Raw genomic sequence first — 14,481 nt, 5'->3', positions numbered from 1 at the left:
AGCGTGATCCCGAATCGACGGCGCGGCAAGGCCGTTGGTCATCCGGTGGGCACGAGCATCACCGGTACGTCGGCGTCGCGGACGGTGCGGCGCACGGTTTGGGCGCGGCCGGGTTCCAGGCGTTGGGACCAGCCGAGGATGATCAGGTCGGCGCGGTCGGCGGCGACGTCGCACACGTGCTCGCCGGGGGCGCCGGTGCGCAGGGTCAGCGCGGGTGCGGGGCCCGGGAAGTGGGGGGCGCAATAGCGGGCGAGGAATTCTTGTTCCCAGACTGCGCGGTGGTGGGCGGCCTGGTCCCAGTAGGCGGGTGCGGTGTCGGTGTGGAAGACGTGCAGGACGACCAGTTCGGTTCCGGCGGCGCGGAACAGGCGCACGGTTTCGGCGACGGCGTTGGCGGATTCGTCGGTGCCGTCGAGGGGTACGAGGATGCGTTTGACCGTGACGGAGGGCCGGGCGTGGGCGGGGACCAGCACGATCGGTTTGTCGGAGTGTTGCACGATGCGCCAGCCGCGGCCGTCGAGTCCGACCACGCCGAGGGTGATATCGGGGTCGGACAGGGCGTGCAGGAAGCTGTCGTCGTCGAGGTCGGGTGGCCCGGCGCGGACCTGGCCGTCGATGATGTCGGCGATGGCCTGTGCGGCGGCCATCGCGGGCTCGGTGGGACGGACCAGGATGTGGTTCATCGGGTTTCCTTGTGGGTTGTGTGCCAGGACCTTCGGTGTGCGATCCGGGTGGGTGCGGTGTCTGCGGCGGCGACGGTGAGGGGTCCGTCGGTGTGGACGGTGAGTCCGCGGTCGGTGATGTCGAGGCGGACGCGGCGGCCCAGGCAGTGGAAGGCGACGCCGAGGCGTGGCCAGCGGGCGGGCAGGTGTGGCCGGATGGTGAGGATGCCGTCGCGGACGCGGATTCCGGCGAATCCGGTGAGTACGGCCTGCCAGACGCCGCCGAGGGTGGCCAGGTGCAGGCCGCCGGCGGTGGTGGCGGTGTGGTCGTCGAGGTCCATGCGCAGTGCCGGTTGCAGCATGGTGAGGGCGTGGTCGGGGCGTCCCGCGCGGGCGAGCAGGGTGGCCATGATCGCTGGGGACAGCGAGGATCCGTGGGTGGTGCGGGGGCCGTAGTAGTCGAGGTTGATCGGGAGGGTTCCGGGGGCGAGTTCCTCGGGGATGAGGTGGTGTGCCATGAGGACGTCGGGTTGTTTGATCAGTTGGGATCCGGCGACGCGGGCCTGGCCGAGCAGGACGTCGGCGGCGACGGGTGGGCGGCGGGTGACGGTGTCGGCGGTGAGGGGTTCCAGGTCGAAGTAGCCGGTGAATTGTTCGTAGCGGCCGTCGGGGTGCAGTCCGTCGACGATGCGGTCGGCGAGGGTGCGCCAGGTGGCGAATTCGCCCTCCTCTCCCCTGTCCCGGGGGGTGAGGGCGGCGGCGCGGCGCAGGTTCCAGCGGGCCATGAGGTTGGTGTAGGCGTTGTCGTCGACCAGTTCGTGGTATTCGTCGGGGCCGATGACGCCGTCGAGGTGGGCGTGGCCGTGTTCGTCGACGCGCAGGCGTGAGGCCCAGTAGCGGGCGGTGTCGGTGAGCAGGTCGCGGCCGGGACCGTCGAGGTAGTCGGTGGTTCCGGTCCATTCGGCGTAATGGTGTGCGGCCCAGGCGATGTCGGCGGTGATGTGTTCTTCGCGGGTGCCGGTGAGGATGGGGACGGGGGTGCCGCCGAGGAATCCGCTGCGGGGGTGACGTCGGTGCCGTCGGCGGCGGATTCCCAGGGGAAGCGGGCGCCGCGGTGGCCTTCGGCGGCGGCGCGGGCGCGGGCGGCGGGTAGGCGGTTGTGGCGGTAGGTGAGCATGGCTGCGGCGGCGGCGGGGTCGAGGCTGACCATGGCGGGCAGGACGAACACGTCGGCGTCCCAGAACACGTGGCCGCGGTAGCCGGTGCCGGAGATGCCGCGGGCGCCGACGGCGGATTCGCCGTGGGTGTCGGCGTTGCACCACAGTTGGAACAGGGCGAAGCGGATGGCGACTTCGGTGTCGGGGTCGTCGGGGAGGTCGATGCCGGTGTCGGTCCAGCGGCGGGCCCAGGTGGCGCGGTGGGCGGTCAGGAGGGCGTCGAGTCCGTGGCCGGCGGCGTGGCGCAGGGTGCGGACGGCGTGGCCGGTGCCGGTGCGTGCGGCGGTGTCGACGGCGAAGGCGGCGACGCGGTCCAGGCAGGGGCCGGATTGGTGTTGGGTGGCGGCGGCGGCGATGGCGCCGATGGTGGAGTCGACGCGCACGCAGTGGGTGTCGCCGGTGCCGATGGACAGGACTTGGTCGTGGTCGACGTGGATGCCGGGTTCGGCGGTGGGTGCGCGCAGGGGTGGTCCGGGGTGGAGTCGGGCGGTGTGGGCGCGCACGCGCATGGCGGCCACGCCGGGGCGGTGGGCGCAGGCGAAGCGCAAGCTGTGGAAGCCGGTGTCGCCGTGGGTTTCTCGGCGGTGCAGGGTGCCGGTGTAGAGGTCGAGGATTTGTTCGGTGGCGCGGGGTGGGGGTTGGATGTCCAGGCGGGTCCAGATGGGGCCTTGGAGTAGGTGTTGTTCGGGTCCGGTGCCCGCGTACACCCCGGCCGCGAGCACTGCTGCTGAGGGGTCGCTGTCGTCTTCGGGGATGCCGCGGGTGGCGAATCCGCCGGAGCCGACGGTGAATACGGCCGCGTCGGAGACCGGGTGCCGGGTGGGGGTTTGGCGGATGGTCCAGCGTGGGTCGAAGTCTCTGTCGTCGGGTGCAGCTGCCGCATCGGCTCTGATGGCGTCGCCGTTCATGGTGTGGGTCCGTTTCCCGTGGGCCGGTTGGGTGTCCCCCCACCTTCGACGATGCGCCGTCGGCGGCCGCTGCGCCAGGGCCGGGGGTCGATCGTTTCGGTTTCGGTGATCGGATTGTGTTCTCGGACAGGTGTTCCCGCGGAGTACCCTAATTCGCATACCCGGGCCGACAGCGGTGACGGCCGACGGCGGTGACGGCCGATGATCCATCTGTACTGATTCGGGCCGCTCGGACGGGGAATAGTAAAAGTGGGCTCGAGCAAGCGTGAGGAGACCCGCTGATGAGCATGGGGTTCGTGCTGCTGTTGGTGTGCGTGGCCGCCACGATCGCGTTGTGGTGGGCCTTGGCGGTGTGCCTGCATCTGCGGGTCCGCCCGACGGCGTGGCGTGGTTCGGGTCGACGTGGTTCGGGTCGACATCGCCCTCGTGGTGATCATGTTCGTGCGGCGAGTGTTCCGTCGGCGGAGGAGCCGGCGCTGGTGCTCGATGCGCAGATGACGTTGGAGTGGGCCGATCCGGCGCAGGTGTGGCCGGCGTTGAATGCGGAGAATGCGTTGCTGGCGGCGCGGATGGCGGGGCAGATCACGCCGGTCGAATATCGTGCGCGGGTGGCCGATCTGGCGCGCCGCTGTGAACCGCATTCGGCTGCCGATAGTGAATAGTGGTGCGGCGCAGGGTGTTCGGGGCGCAGTGGCCGCCGCTCGGCGGGATGGGGTGTGATGGGGGTCAGCGCCAGGGGCGGGGGTGGGTGCTGGGGGCGGCGCCGACGGGTGCGGGGCGGTCGCGTTCGAGGCGGCGCTGGCCGGTGGGGACGCCCCAGTCGGTGCGCACGGCCAGTTCCAGGGCTTGGCGGGTTTTCATTTGGACGTAGGCCAGTAGGCAGCGCAGGGGTTCGCGTTCGGTGGGGTGCAGGGTTTCGATGTGGTGTTCGAGTCGGCCCAGGTCGTCGCGGACGCAGGACAGGGCGTAGACCGAGCCGCCGCGGCGCACGGCTGCCAGTATCGACGCGAGGGAGTTTTCGATTTCGGTGCGGCGGCCGCCCAGCCAGCCGGTGGGGTCGTCGACGGCGGTGCGCGTGGAGGCGTCGACGTAGTCATAGAGGTGGCGGATGCCCTGCTCGTAGAGGTCGGTGGGGTCGAGGGCGGCGGCCTGGTCGTGTAGGGCGAGTACCGCGCGGCGCACTTCGGCGACGTTGTCGGGGGCGGGATTTTCCCGCAGTGTGTCGAGGAACGAAAGTAGTTGCCGTTCCAGCCTGTTCATGACCGCCTCCGATCGCAGCGAGTCGACGGGCATGTTACGCCCGTCCCTCCCTGTTCAATGTGACGTGTTATTCCCGGAATAGGAAGGGTTTTGGGACACTGTTGTGGTGCCCTTGGGCGCTGTGGCAGTAAAAAGGCAGTCCCGCCGGTGGTGCGGGCCCGTTTTTTCTTCGGGGACAGGCCGGTTGGTTCCTCATACGGGTTGCAGGTCGACATCGGGTGGTGGGCGGAGGCGGCGCAGGGTGCCGTCGAAGGCGGTGGCGTAGAGCGCCCAGCGGTCGCCGTCGGGGGCGATGCGCACCGAACTCGGTCCGGTCCATCCGCTCGGCAAGCCCGATGCGGCGAGGCAGGTGGCGCCGGTGGCGGGGTCGAGGCGGTAGATCACGCCTTCGAGGTGGGCGGCGACGTAGAGGTCACCGGTGCGGGACATGGTCAGGTCGTCGACCCCGGCGAGCGGGTTGGCGATGGTGGCGACCACCTGCCACCGGTTCGGGGTGTCGAGGGGGATGCGGATGATCTGTCCGGTGAACAGGTCGTCGGTGTAGACGGCGCGGTGGTCGGGGCTCAGGGTGAGGCCTTCCGAACGCGGGACCGTCGACCAGTGGGGTTGGACGGTGCCGGTGTCGTGGTGGTAGCGGGTCACTCCGGGCGACGCGACGCCGATGTCGGTGCCGACCCAGCTGGTGAGCAGGTCACCGTTGGGCAGGCGCAGCAGTCCGTTGGGGGAGGCGGCCTGCGCCACGGTGCTGCGCTCGCCGGTGGTGGTGTCCCACTGCTGGATGCTGTCGCCGGAGGCGAACAGCAGCGTCGGCCCGCTCCGTTGCAGGCCGCGGGGAACGGTGAGGTCGGTGAGCACGGTGCGCAGTTGCCCGGCGGCGTCGAGGTGGTGGATGCGGGAGTCTCCGGACAGGTAGAACCCGCCCTGTCCGTCCGGTTCGAGGTTCTCCAGCTGGTCGTCGATGGTCGCCACGGTGTCGATCTGCCAGCCGCCGCACCGGGTGGGTGCCGTGTGCGCTGATCCTGCCGCGGCACCGGTGGCGGCCGCGATCGCCACGGCGGCGGCCGTCGCGCGAATTTTCCTGCCCCGCATGCTCATTCCCCCAACCTACGGTGTGGGGCGTTCGGTGGGCGTAACGTTCGGCGGCGCAGGGCGATTCGGCTGACGATGGCCTTTGTTGAGCAGGGGGTTGCATGGCGACCGACGCGGGTGATCACCTGGGACGCCGGCGGTGGTGGGGCCGGGTCCGGTGGCGGCGGCCGCTGCTGGGTGCGGTGGCGGCGCTGGCGCTGCTGATCGGGGGTGTGCTGGCGCTGTGGCGGCAGCAGGAGGTGGGGCCCGATTATGCGCCGGTGGTGCCGTTGCCGGTGATCATCGAGATGACCACTCCGGCGGGGCCTGTTCCGTGCCCGCTCGAGCGTGTGACTGCCGCGGCGGGTGTGGTCAGTGGGCGGTGAAGCTGCCGTGGAAGCCTGGGAACAGGGGTCCGTGCAGGCGGGCGATGGCGAGGGGGTCGCGTTCGATGTCGGTGGCGTCGAGGATGATCAGGGCGGTGCGGTGTTCGGCGGCCAGGTAGGTGACGGCCAGGATCCATCCGTCGTCTTCGGCGGCGGTGGCGGTGCGCGGCACGAACACCGGTTCGCCGGGGAATTCGCCGTGCGGGAAGGGGTGGCGGCGTTCGCGGCCGGTGTGGTGGTCGAGTTTGACGAGGGCGCCGTCTGTGTCGGGATGGTAGGCGGCGAAGTAGCTGAAGCGGTGTGCCCGCCCGGTGCGGCGGTCGTCGTGCATGGGGAATTCCACCGATTCGGACTCGCCGATGTCCTCGCGCAGGACACGGCCGGTGCCGGTGACGCGCAGCCGGGTGGCCCGCCCGACCGCGGGTAGCCCGTCGCGGAAGGTTTTCAGGGCGGTGGTCAGGAAGTCGAACGAGTCGTGGCGCACCACATCGACTACCACGTCGGTGCCGTCTTCGTAGGCGTTGTCGACGTGGACGTAGATGAACGGTTCGCATTCGATGACACGGTGTCTGCCGCCGTCGCGGGGGACGAGCACGATGCGCATGCCGCGTTCGGGCCGGTAGTCGGCGGCGTCGCCGAGGGTGCCCCGGCCCAGCATGGCCAGGCCCGCGCGGATCGGGTCGACGGTGATCGGTGCCAGTGCGAACACCAGATAGTGTTCGGTGATGGCGAAATCGTGTTGCACGATGACGTCGTCCAGGGTGACCAGTCCGATGGTGTGCAGGCGGCCCGCCGGATCGACGCGGTAGCAGCGCAGGCCGACCGGGATCTTGTGTCCCAGGGCCAGATCCAGGCCGAAGTTGAACAGGTCGCCGGTCATCGGGTCGATTTTGGGGTGGGGTGAGAACCGGGTCAGTCGCGGGAGGGTGCCGTCGAAATCGCAGGGGCCGATCGTGTGCAGGTCGTGGGGGTCGATCTGCCAGGGGCGGCCGACGTCGCTGAGGGCGAGCAGCCGCTGTGCGTGGGCCACGGCGTGGGTGTTGGCGTTGTCGGCGGGCAGTCGGCCGATATTGGCGCCGATACCGGACGCCGGACTGTACAGGCCGCGCACGCGGGCGCCGCTGTTGCGGTGTTCGGCATGGTATTTCGGGGTGCGTACGTAGCGGGACCGGTAGCGTACCGTGCCGGCGTCGATGGTGAATTTCGAGACCAGTCCGTCGCCGTCGAAGGGGTGGTTGGCGCGGAATCCCCCGGCTTCCCACCGGGCCGGGCCGTTGCGGTACAGGGTGCCGCGCAATTGTTGGGGGATGGTGCCCGAGACGTCGAGCACGACCTCCTCGGGGGTTTCGGCGGCGGGTTCGAATGCGCGGGTGAGGGGGTTTCGGGCATCGGTGACCGAAGGCATCAGTGTTCCTCCACTGTGAGCACCAACGCTGCGGGACTTGCGTGCTGCGACCCATCCGGCAGAGATGGTGAGATGTTTTCCTTCAAAGTCTCTCAGTGCTGGGTGTGAGTGTCAACGCAGTGGCCGGGTCAGCCGTGGTAGCGGCGGTAGACGCGGGCCGCGCCCGGGTGCAGGGGAATGTTGTTGGTGCTGATCAGGGAGCGGGCGTCGAGGAATTGGGTACCGGCCGCGGCGTCGGGCACGAGATCGTCAGCGCGGGTGAGCAGCAGATCGGTCAGTGCGTCGGCGGTGTCGGCGGGCAGTGCAGGGGTGGTGACCAGGAGGTTGGCGACGCCGATGGTGGGGACGGCGGGCGAGTGGGGGTAGGTGTCGGCGGGGATGACGACGCGGTCGTAGAGGTAGCCGAAGCGGTCGCGCATCGGCTGGGCCAGCCCGCCCAGATCGATCAGCCGCAGCGTGCGCGGCACGTCCAGTACGCCGGTGGGAACCCCGCCCGCCCACAGCAGCGCGTCGGCGCTGCCGTCGGCGATGGCGGCCACCGCGTCGCGTAACGCCAGATGCGTGACCGCCACGTCGATCCCGGGATCCAGACCGGCGGCCCGCAGCAGCCGCTCCCCGGTGTGGGTGGCGCCCGACCCCGGTGCGCCCACGCTGATTCGGGCGCCCCGCAGTCCGGCCACCGTGGTGATCGGCCCGTCCGCCCGCACCGCCATCTGCAGATAGTTCTCGTACACGCGCCCGATCGCCGTCAGCTGGCCGCCGACCAGGGCCACCGAATCGGCCAGCGCCAGCGCCGCATCGGCGTGTCCGCGCGCCAGCAGCTCCAGATTCGCCAGCGAGCCTCCGGTCGTCACCGGTTCGATCCGCACCGTGCCCGCCTCGGCAGCAGCGGCGGCCAGCAGTTGAGTGAACGCGTGATAGAAACCGCCCACCTCCCCCGCGGCCAGCCGCACGGTCGGCACTCCCCCACGCCCACACCCCGCCAGTGCGGCCGCCCCGAAAACTGCTACACCAGCAAGGAACTCGCGCCGGGTCACACCAGCACTTCGACCATGACCGTCAGCCGGCCCGGGTGCCTCCCCGAGCATGCCTGCAGCGCCGACGCCGTCCCTGGGGAGGGAGTTGCGGTGGTTCATTGCGGGACCCCCGCGGGCAGTTCGATCACGACGGCGAGGCCGTGGGGGTGGACCGGTTGCACGGTCAGGGTGCCTTGGCGGGCGGTGGTCAGGGCTGCGGCGATCGGCAGGCCCAGCCCGGAGCCGGTGGTGGCGGCGGTGGAGCCGCGGAAGAAGCGGGTGGTGAGTTTGTCGATTTCGGTGTCGGGGACGCCGACGCCGTTGTCGGAGACGGTGAGGGTGACGCGGTCGGGGGTGCGGTCGAGGTGCAGGCGGGTGTGGGCGCCGTCACCGGCGTAGCGGCAGGAATTGCTCAGCGCCACATCCAGGATCTGGGCCAGCACCGCGGCCGGGACGGCGACGTCGAGACGCTCGGCGGCGGTGGCGAGTTCGAGGGTGAGCCCGGCGTGTTCGAAGGCGGTGTGCCAGGCGTCGACGCGGTCCTCGGCCACGCGCACGGCGTCGCAGCCGGTGTCGCTCTCGGCGTCGGCGGGATCGAAGTCGCTGGTGGCTTCGGCGACAGCCAGGCTCAGCAGCCCGTCCAGCAGTCCGGTGAGCCGTTCGACCTCCGCGACCGCGCCGCGGAAGGTGGCCGCGGCCGGCGGCGGGATCGCCGGTTGCAGCGAGTCGAGGCGAATCGTCAACGCCGCCAGCGGGTTGCGCATGGCGTGGGCGGTGTCGGCGACCAGCTGGCGTTGCGCGGCAGCGGAGTCGAGCACCGCCAGTGCCATCGCGTCGAAGGATTCGGCGACCGCCCGGATCTCCGGTGGGCCGCCGTAGCGGCGGGTCATGGTGGCGTGTTCGATTGTTTCGTCGCGGGGTTTGGGCAGGGTGGCGGTCAATTCGGCGACCGCGCCGGACAATTGGGCCAGCGGGCGCAGCACCCAGCGGCTCAATGCCAGCGCCAGCACGGTGAACAACGCCATCGCCGCCAGCGCCCCGGCGGCCACGATGCCCCAGGTGCGCAGGATGTCGGTGCGGGCGCGGGCGGTGGCGGCCTCGATCACCACGGCCCCGTTGACCTGCACGCCGGTGCCGATGGGGCGGGCGATGAGCACCGTGTCCGGGCCCCACGGCAGCAACTGGGTCACCGGCGCGGCGCGCTGGTTGCGGCGCGCGTCGGCCAGCGCCTGCTGCACCACCGGATCCTGGGGGTCGGCGCCGGCCCCGGCCAGCGGGGTGCCGCGGGCGTCCACGATCAGCACGTCGTCGCCGTAGAGTTCGTGGTAGCGGCCGACTTCCACGGCCAGGGCGTGCGCGTCGCCGGTGGTGGCGGCGGTCGCGGCGATGGTGGCGAACCAGTCGGCGTCGGCGGTGCGGCCCAGCACCAGCTGCTGGGTGCGGCTGGTGGCCGCGATCGAGCACAGCGGGGCGGCGAACGACAGCACCGCGAGGGTGGCAAACACGGTCAGCACCGCCAGCAGCCGTCGCCTCATTCGCCCCAGCGGTAGCCGTAGCCACGGATCGTGGTGATCAGGCCCGGTCGCGCCAGTTTCTGGCGCAGCCCGGCCATGTGCACGTCCAGGCTGCGCGAGACGGCCACGAACGCGTCACCCCAGATGCGGTCCATCAGCTGCTGGCGGCTCACCGCGGCGCCGGGCCGTTCCACCAGCGCCTGCACCAGTTCGAATTCCTTGGCGGTCAAGGCGATCGGGCGCCCGGCGACCTGCACGCGGCGCGCGGCCAGATCCACCCGCACATCCCCGGTTTCCACGATCCGCGGCGCGGGCTGGGTGGCGGCGGCCGCGCGGCGGGTGACGTTCTCGAGCCGCGCCACCAGTTCGGCGATCCGGGGTGGTTTGACGACGTAATCGTCGGCGCCGCCGCGTAATCCGCGCACGATCGAGCGTTCGTCGCTGCGGGCGGTGAGGATCACCACCGGCACCGGGCTGACCTCCCGCAACTGGCGCAGGATCTGCAGGCCGTCGGCGTCGGGCAACCCGAGATCCAGGATCACCGCGTCATAGCCGCGGTGGGCGATGAGCAGATCCGCGCCGCGGCGCATGCGGTGGGCGTGGTGGCCGCGCACCGACAACGCCTCCACCAACGCATCTCCCACCCCGTCGTCGTCCTCCACCACTGCCAAGCGCACCGCAACTATCTCCACTCATCGTGCTGTCGTCCGGAACCGGATGCTATCGCCCCGCCGCGGCGGTCGAGCCAAAACGCCCGTGGGCCGCGGTGCTCGGCCCGCACCGGGCGGCGCTCGGTGCGGGTACCAGGCGCCGCCCGGGGGCGGCTACTTCGCCGGGACGACCGGTTGCTCGCCGGTGACGGGGACCTCGGTGCCGCGCAGCGAGGCGCCCGCGGTTTCTCGCAGGAACGCCCACGCCACCAGGCCGACCAGGCAGGCGCCGACGGTGTAGAAGGCGGGGAACAGGATCCAGATGCTGTCGGGATCGCCGCCGCTGAAACGATCGATGACGGCCTGGTTGACCAGCGGCGCGGTGCCGCCGAAGGCGGCGGTGGACACGTTGTAGGCCAACGCGAATCCGGCGTAGCGCACGTGGGTGGGGAAGATCGCGGGGAAGGTCGCCGAAATGGTCGACAGCTGCGGCACATACAGCAGGCCCAGCACCACGAATCCGAGGATGGCCCAGCCGGTTCCCTGACCCATCAGCATGTACATCGGCACCGCCAGCACCCCCAGCCCGATCAGCGACACCAGCCACATGGGCCGCCGCCCCACCCGGTCCGAGATCGCTCCCGACAGCGGCAGCATCACCATGATCGCCAGCTGCCCGGCCAGCATCATCGCGGTGGTCTGGGATTCGCCCAGGCCGATGGTTTTGTTCAGGTAGGTGGGCTGATAGGCCAGCAGCGTGTAGTTGACCACGTTCAACGCGACCACCAGCCCGCCCAGGGTGAGCAGTTCGCGGCGGTAGTCGCGGATCAGGATGAGCAGCCCGCCGCGCGGCTGTTCGGCCTGGGACTCGGCGACCTCGGTGAACACCGGCGATTCGGACAGCCGGGTGCGCAGGTACCAGCCGATCAGTCCCAGCGGGACCGCCAGCAGGAACGGGATGCGCCACCCCCAGCTGTGCATGGCGTCTTCGGACAGCACCAGCTGACAGGCCAGCACCACCGCCGAGCCGCCGACGAATCCGCCGACGGTGCCGAATTCCAGGAAGCTGCCCAGGAATCCGCGGCGGCGTTCGTCGGCGGATTCGGCGATATAGGTGGCGGCGCCGCCGTATTCGCCGCCGGTGGAGAAGCCCTGCACCACGCGCAGCGCGATCAGCAGGATCGGGGCCAGCACCCCGACCGAGGTGTGGGTGGGGAGCAGGCCGATCAGGCCGGTGGCCGAGGCCATCAGCAGGATGGTGGTGGCCAGCACGGCTTTGCGGCCGACGCGGTCGCCGATCGGTCCCCACACCATGCCGCCGAGCGGGCGCAGCAGAAACGAGATCGCGAAACCGAGCAGGGTGCCCAGGGTGCCGAGGCTGCCGGGGAAGAAGGCGTCGGTGAGATATCCGGCGGTCGCGGCGTAGACCCCGTAGTCGAACCATTCGGTGGCGTTGCCCATGGCGGCGGCAGCGACCGAACGCCTCTGCGGTATCGGTTGCTCGTGGTCTTCCACGCGCGCTCCTCTCACCTTCATAGTGTTGTTGCGGTCGGCCGGTTCTCACGTGAGACCGACACGGAATTGCCGTGTACCCGAGCGGTACACCGGGCAAACAAGACGGGTGCGGCGCCGGGGTGGGTGGCGTGCGGGGCGACGTGCACCGATACCCTCGACTGTGATCGCTGACACAGTGTGGCCGGTGGGGCTGGGGGGAACTGGTGTGGCGGTCTCATCCGGAAATATCGGACAGGCGGCCGGGGTGGGTTGGCACGGGTCGTTCGCCGGGCTGCTCGCCTGCGGCGCGTACATTGACCCCGACGATGCCGCACGTCCGGGCCGCCCGGACGCGAAGCCCCGAAGGGGGATCCGTGAGCAGGACTGTCGAACGGCGCCGCGGCGGTGTTGCGGCATGGCTGCAGGGCGCCGACGACAGCCGCTACTCCCGCCATCCCGGCCCGATGGTGCGCGCGGCCGACACCCATCGGCAGCGGTCGTGGTGGCAGGTGATGTGCCTGACCGGTGTCGACTATTTCTCCACCCTGGGCTATCAGCCGGGGATCGCGGCGCTGGCCGTGGGGGTGCTCTCCCCGCTGGCCACCCTGGTGCTGGTGACGTTGACGCTGGTGGGGGCGCTGCCGGTGTATCGGCGGGTGGCCGCGGAATCTCCGCACGGCGGCGGGTCGCTGGCGATGTTCGCCGAGATCCTGCCGCGCTGGACCGGCAAGCTGTTCATCCTGGTGCTGCTCGGGTTCGCGGCCACCGATTTCGTGATCACGATGACGCTGTCGGCCGCCGACGGCGCCGCCCACATCGTGGAGAACCCGTATGTGCCCGATCCGCTGCGCGGACATGCGCTGGCGATCACGCTGGTGCTGCTGGCGTTGCTGGCGGCGGTGTTCCTCAAGGGGTTCGCCGAGGCGATCGGGGTGGCGGTCGTGGTGGTCGGCACCTATCTGGCGGTGAACCTGGTGGTGGAGGTGGTGGGGCTGTATCAGGTGTGCACCGCGCGGGATCTGGTGCTCGACTGGACCCACGCCATGACCGCCCAGCACGGCAGTATCGCGGCGATGGTGGGGATTTCGCTGCTGGTGTTTCCGAAACTGGCGCTGGGGCTGTCGGGATTCGAAACCGGGGTGGCGGTGATGCCGCACATCGCAGGCGCCCCCGGCGAATCGGAGGACCGTCCGCGCACCCGCATCGTGGGCACCCGCAAGCTGCTGACCACCGCGGCGCTGATCATGAGCGGCTTTCTGATCGTGTCCAGCGTCATCACCGTCGTGCTCATCCCCGAACAGGAGTTCCGCCCCGGCGGGTCGGCCGACGGGCGGGCGCTGGCATATCTGGCGCACACCTATCTCGGCAACGGGTTCGGCACCGTCTACGACCTGTCCACGATCGCGATCCTGTGGTTCGCCGGGGCCTCGGCGATGGCGGGGCTGCTGAATCTGGTGCCGCGGTATCTGCCGCGCTACGGGATGGCGCCGGAATGGGCGCGCGCCACCCGGCCGCTGGTGCTGGTGTTCGCGGTCATCGCGTTCGTCATCACCTGGTATTTCGACGCCGATGTCGATGCGCAGGGCGGCGCCTACGCCACCGGGGTGCTGGTGTTGATCACCTCCGCGGCGGTGGCGGTCACCTTGTCGGCGGCGCGTCGGCACCAGCGCCGCACCATGATCGGGTTCGCGATGGTGAGTGCGGTGTTCGTCTACACCACCCTCGCCAACGTCGTCGAACGCCCCGAGGGGGTGCAGCTGGCGTCGCTGTTCGTCCTCACCATCATCGTGGTGTCGTTGCTGTCGCGGGCCCGGCGCGCCTTCGAGTTGCGGGCGATCGAGGTCGATTTCGACGACAAGGCGGCGTGGCTGATCGATAAGGTCGCCGCCGGCGGCTCGGTCCGCGTCGTCACCCACGATCGTGAGGCCGGCGAACACCGCCGCCCCGACGACTATCGGGAGAAAGAAGCCGAGCAGCGGCAGGAAAGCCACCTGCCCGCCCAGGATCCGATCCTGTTTCTGGAAGTGATCGTCACCGACGCCTCGGAGTTCTCCACCGACCTGCACGTCACCGGTGTCGAGCTGGACTGCTACAAGATCCTGGCGGTGCAGGCGGCGGCGGTGCCCAATTCGATCGCGGCGATCCTGCTGGCCATCCGCGACCGCACCGGGCTCAACCCGCACGTGTATTTCGAATGGACCGAAGGCAATCCGATCGTGAACCTGCTGAAGTTCCTGTTCGTCGGTGAGGGTGAGGTGGCGCCGGTGACGCGGGAGATCCTGCGCCGCGCCGTGCCCGACCCGCATCAGCGCCCGCACGTGCACGTCGACAACTGACCCCGCGCGCCCCCGGCCCCAGGAGTGCGGGTGCCGGTGCCGGGGTACCTCGGTGATATGAGCGACTACTACGAGCCCGGTCGCGACCGGCCGTACCTGCCGCAACCCGACCCTCGATACGTGCCGCCGCAGGCCGGGCCGCCGCGCATCCGGGTGGGGCGGCTGTGGGCCGGTGGCGCGGGTACCGCGATCGTGATGGCGCTGCTGATCGTGGTCGCGATCCTGTTGGTGCGCGGCGTATTCGGCATCCCGGTGCTGGCGCCCGAACGCGAAGGCGCCTACGGCACCGCCAACACCACCACCTACGCGCTGGGTGCGGCCGCGCTCACCCTGCTGGCCACCGGCCTCTTGCATCTGCTGCTGGCGCTGCTGCCCAGCCCGCTGACCTTCTTCCGCTGGATCACCGCCCTGCTGACAGCCGCGGCGGTGATTCTGCCGTTCACCGTCACCGCCGACACCAGCGCCCAGATCGCCACCGCCGCCATCAATCTGGTGGCGGGGGTGTGCTTGATCACGGTGCTCGCTTCGGTGGCGGCCGGTTCGGTGCGCTATCAGTAGCGGTGGG

General features: G+C 70.4%; 14 protein-coding genes and 1 pseudogene. 5 read left to right on the top strand and 10 right to left on the bottom strand.

The genetic code is table 11. The features are described 5' to 3' along the window. Positions 1-38 precede the first annotated feature (38 nt). The 3 genes and pseudogenes from IU452_RS07740 to IU452_RS39440 form a co-directional block, all read right to left on the bottom strand. On the bottom strand, positions 39-683 hold the full coding sequence (locus tag IU452_RS07740) for a universal stress protein (protein WP_195108181.1): 645 nt from the start codon (positions 681-683) through the stop codon (positions 39-41). Next, positions 680-1,690 (bottom strand): glycosyl hydrolase family 65 protein, encoded by a 1,011-nt coding sequence (locus IU452_RS07735; RefSeq protein ID WP_416382287.1) that lies wholly within the window; start codon positions 1,688-1,690, stop codon positions 680-682. The genes IU452_RS07740 and IU452_RS07735 overlap by 4 nt, the downstream gene beginning before the upstream one ends. Positions 1,691-1,779: 89 nt before the next feature. Further along, positions 1,780-1,986: pseudogene (locus tag IU452_RS39440) on the bottom strand (hypothetical protein); the annotation flags it as partial. On the opposite strand from IU452_RS39440, the gene IU452_RS07730 reads away from it, so the two are divergent. Both IU452_RS07730 and IU452_RS07725 read left to right on the top strand, forming a co-directional pair. Continuing rightward, positions 1,963-2,556 carry a hypothetical protein gene (locus IU452_RS07730; RefSeq protein WP_195108179.1) on the top strand — a complete coding sequence of 198 codons (594 nt, stop codon included), beginning with the start codon at positions 1,963-1,965 and terminating at the stop codon, positions 2,554-2,556. The pseudogene IU452_RS39440 and the gene IU452_RS07730 sit on opposite strands and share 24 nt — an antisense overlap. Before the next feature lie 512 nt (positions 2,557-3,068). After that, positions 3,069-3,449 (top strand): hypothetical protein, encoded by a 381-nt coding sequence (locus tag IU452_RS07725; protein WP_195108178.1) that lies wholly within the window; start codon positions 3,069-3,071, stop codon positions 3,447-3,449. A gap of 64 nt (positions 3,450-3,513) precedes the next feature. Here the strand turns inward: IU452_RS07725 and IU452_RS07720 are convergent, their stop codons facing one another. Together IU452_RS07720 and IU452_RS07715 are read right to left on the bottom strand one after the other, a co-directional pair. Beyond that, on the bottom strand, positions 3,514-4,047 hold the full coding sequence (locus IU452_RS07720) for a hypothetical protein (protein WP_195108177.1): 534 nt from the start codon (positions 4,045-4,047) through the stop codon (positions 3,514-3,516). A 192-nt stretch (positions 4,048-4,239) separates the two neighbouring features. Continuing rightward, the gene (locus IU452_RS07715) at positions 4,240-5,136 is read right to left on the bottom strand and encodes an SMP-30/gluconolactonase/LRE family protein (protein WP_195108176.1); all 897 of its coding nucleotides are present in this window, start codon (positions 5,134-5,136) and stop codon (positions 4,240-4,242) included. A gap of 101 nt (positions 5,137-5,237) precedes the next feature. Between IU452_RS07715 and IU452_RS07710 the strand changes: the two genes are divergently transcribed. Continuing rightward, positions 5,238-5,501 carry a hypothetical protein gene (locus IU452_RS07710; protein ID WP_195108175.1) on the top strand — a complete coding sequence of 88 codons (264 nt, stop codon included), beginning with the start codon at positions 5,238-5,240 and terminating at the stop codon, positions 5,499-5,501. Here IU452_RS07710 and IU452_RS07705 read toward each other — a convergent pair. The 5 genes from IU452_RS07705 to IU452_RS07685 all read right to left on the bottom strand — a co-directional run bounded on the left by IU452_RS07705 (position 5,488) and on the right by IU452_RS07685 (position 11,622). After that, complete coding sequence (locus tag IU452_RS07705; protein ID WP_195108174.1) at positions 5,488-6,906, bottom strand: carotenoid oxygenase family protein; 1,419 nt, start codon at positions 6,904-6,906, stop codon at positions 5,488-5,490. The genes IU452_RS07710 and IU452_RS07705 overlap by 14 nt on opposite strands. A gap of 128 nt (positions 6,907-7,034) precedes the next feature. Next, complete coding sequence (locus IU452_RS07700) at positions 7,035-7,994, bottom strand: TAXI family TRAP transporter solute-binding subunit (RefSeq protein ID WP_195108318.1); 960 nt, start codon at positions 7,992-7,994, stop codon at positions 7,035-7,037. A 44-nt stretch (positions 7,995-8,038) separates the two neighbouring features. Then, positions 8,039-9,457, bottom strand: coding sequence for a sensor histidine kinase (locus tag IU452_RS07695; RefSeq protein ID WP_195108173.1), 1,419 nt, complete (start codon positions 9,455-9,457; stop codon positions 8,039-8,041). Next, entirely contained in the window at positions 9,454-10,113 is a 660-nt protein-coding gene (locus IU452_RS07690) for a response regulator transcription factor (protein WP_195108172.1), read from the bottom strand. Before IU452_RS07690 ends, IU452_RS07695 begins: the two co-directional genes overlap by 4 nt. A 147-nt stretch (positions 10,114-10,260) precedes the next feature. Beyond that, positions 10,261-11,622 (bottom strand): MFS transporter, encoded by a 1,362-nt coding sequence (locus tag IU452_RS07685; RefSeq protein ID WP_416382282.1) that lies wholly within the window; start codon positions 11,620-11,622, stop codon positions 10,261-10,263. Between the two features lie 422 nt (positions 11,623-12,044). Between IU452_RS07685 and IU452_RS07680 the strand changes: the two genes are divergently transcribed. Both IU452_RS07680 and IU452_RS07675 read left to right on the top strand, forming a co-directional pair. Continuing rightward, positions 12,045-13,916: an amino acid transporter gene (locus tag IU452_RS07680; protein ID WP_228817025.1), complete on the top strand. Its 1,872-nt coding sequence runs from the start codon at positions 12,045-12,047 to the stop codon at positions 13,914-13,916. A gap of 30 nt (positions 13,917-13,946) precedes the next feature. Further along, positions 13,947-14,474 (top strand): DUF6069 family protein, encoded by a 528-nt coding sequence (locus IU452_RS07675; protein WP_195108170.1) that lies wholly within the window; start codon positions 13,947-13,949, stop codon positions 14,472-14,474. Positions 14,475-14,481 lie beyond the last annotated feature (7 nt).

This window comes from Nocardia transvalensis (assembly GCF_015477765.1).
Lineage (GTDB): Bacteria > Actinomycetota > Actinomycetes > Mycobacteriales > Mycobacteriaceae > Nocardia > Nocardia transvalensis_A.
Note: the sequence above shows the minus strand (reverse complement) of the source record. Positions and strands in the feature narration are given on the sequence as shown.

What these genes read in the sequence shown, in the direction of transcription:
- IU452_RS07740 (WP_195108181.1), bottom strand. Translation starts at nt 683, where the DNA reads ATGAACCACATCCTGGTCCGTCCCACCGAGCCCGCGATGGCCGCCGCA.
- IU452_RS07725 (WP_195108178.1), top strand. Translation starts at nt 3,069, where the DNA reads ATGAGCATGGGGTTCGTGCTGCTGTTGGTGTGCGTGGCCGCCACGATC.
- IU452_RS07720 (WP_195108177.1), bottom strand. Translation starts at nt 4,047, where the DNA reads ATGAACAGGCTGGAACGGCAACTACTTTCGTTCCTCGACACACTGCGG.
- IU452_RS07715 (WP_195108176.1), bottom strand. Translation starts at nt 5,136, where the DNA reads ATGCGGGGCAGGAAAATTCGCGCGACGGCCGCCGCCGTGGCGATCGCG.
- IU452_RS07710 (WP_195108175.1), top strand. Translation starts at nt 5,238, where the DNA reads ATGGCGACCGACGCGGGTGATCACCTGGGACGCCGGCGGTGGTGGGGC.
- IU452_RS07705 (WP_195108174.1), bottom strand. Translation starts at nt 6,906, where the DNA reads ATGCCTTCGGTCACCGATGCCCGAAACCCCCTCACCCGCGCATTCGAA.
- IU452_RS07700 (WP_195108318.1), bottom strand. Translation starts at nt 7,994, where the DNA reads ATGCTCGGGGAGGCACCCGGGCCGGCTGACGGTCATGGTCGAAGTGCT.
- IU452_RS07695 (WP_195108173.1), bottom strand. Translation starts at nt 9,457, where the DNA reads ATGAGGCGACGGCTGCTGGCGGTGCTGACCGTGTTTGCCACCCTCGCG.
- IU452_RS07685 (WP_416382282.1), bottom strand. Translation starts at nt 11,622, where the DNA reads ATGAAGGTGAGAGGAGCGCGCGTGGAAGACCACGAGCAACCGATACCG.
- IU452_RS07680 (WP_228817025.1), top strand. Translation starts at nt 12,045, where the DNA reads ATGGTGCGCGCGGCCGACACCCATCGGCAGCGGTCGTGGTGGCAGGTG.